We start from the raw sequence: 1,486 nt of genomic DNA, 5'->3' as shown, positions 1-1,486 counted from the left end.
GGAACGGCTGCCGCTACAACCGTTTAGTCAAATTAGCCAACTGCTCCCGCATCGCTGGGCCACCGTACAATAATTCTCACCACGATAAAGTCGTTCGGTCAACATGAGTTCGCCGGGCGGTTACTTTCAATGAGCAGATTAGACAAATATTTGTAGAGTAAATCTATATCATGGATGGCATAGATTGATTTCAATTTTCCATCTACAGGAATTTTCGGTTCACTTGTGTACGGTTCTGTTCCATATGAAACCCTCAAACCTTGATGAACAATAATGATTGAACCCTTCAGGAACAGCTCTATCGAGTGCCGAAAAAGGTAACAGATAGGAAGATGGCCATTAAGCCTTCCACGGTTGTATTGCTCTTTCAATGCTGTAGCGGCATCTTGAAAGCTATCACCCACAGCACCAAAACCTTTATCAAAATGCTTGTCTAGTGGTGCAAACAAATACATTTCCCCTCCTTTTGTTGGTCAATAAATATCATCTAGCAAGATAAGAAAATGCACCCGAAGGTGCTTATTGCCAATCAGTAAATTCGGTAATGTTCGGGAAGTGTTTTAATGTCACATTCTGACCCAAGGTTGCATTCCAATAAGCTTGACGATCGCCGAATCCTGCATGGTTATCTGCACCATTCCATTCAATCACTCTGATTAGAACCGATTTCAAATATGGCCTCAGCAAAACATTCAGATGTTTATCCAGCCCCGAATAGCCGAATAATATAATCTCTTCAACTTCCGAAAGAGCAAAACTTAGATAATCCCAGTATGCTGACAGAACTTTTGAACCAGCAATAACAGATGGCTTGTGCTTAACATGAGTTAAAACAATATGTTCACTGGCTTCATTCACATCTAGTGTGAGATTTTCACGAGATAACTTTCTTACTGATTCTGCGTGATTGTAGAAGAGCGGTGAACCATGCAAATGCAGATAATATCCGAAGTTATTTCCATACATTCTTTCTAGTGCTTCGGATGAAAAACCACCACCAAGCATCCCATCTACCAAAGATGTATTGTTGTATGGTCCAAAAATATCATTATCGAGAAAGGAGTTATAGAGCAGCTTGTCATAGTTCAATGTTGCTATGTGCGATTTTGTTTCTTTAATGAAAGCAATAAGGTGATCTTCAAATTTTGGCGGTAGATTTCCACCAAAGTTATGAAGTTTTGTAGCTACTTTATGAATATATTGGGCTGTGATCTCTGGAAAATTTTTTCCATCTTTGTTCAGCCAGTGAACATCACCATTTCCAATTTTGTCTAGAGATTTGCAGTAAGTAATTGCAAGATGAAGATTGTCCAGTTCATGCTCCCCATTTGGGGCGCCATCATGACCTAAGCATCTTTGAATTAGAACTCATTTCATAAATAGGGTCTGTTAACTTTTTTCGGATTATGTTAACTTTGGAGCATGACACGAAGAGAAGAATTAACCGAAGATCAATGGAGCATATTGTCTCCCTTAATTCCAGAAT

General features: G+C 39.4%; 2 protein-coding genes. Both read right to left on the bottom strand.

The genetic code is table 11. From position 1 onward, the window contains the following. Positions 1-98: 98 nt before the first annotated feature. A complete protein-coding gene (locus tag ACO0LB_RS20410; protein ID WP_423052510.1) occupies positions 99-455 on the bottom strand; it encodes a hypothetical protein in 357 nt (118 codons plus the stop codon). A 64-nt stretch (positions 456-519) separates the two neighbouring features. Then, on the bottom strand, positions 520-1,089 hold the full coding sequence (locus ACO0LB_RS20405; protein ID WP_423052508.1) for a hypothetical protein: 570 nt from the start codon (positions 1,087-1,089) through the stop codon (positions 520-522). Between the last annotated feature and the right edge of the window lie 397 nt (positions 1,090-1,486).

It is taken from the genome of Undibacterium sp. SXout7W, assembly GCF_049339385.1.
GTDB lineage: Bacteria > Pseudomonadota > Gammaproteobacteria > Burkholderiales > Burkholderiaceae_D > Undibacterium.
This window is presented reverse-complemented; position numbering and strand designations above follow the sequence as displayed.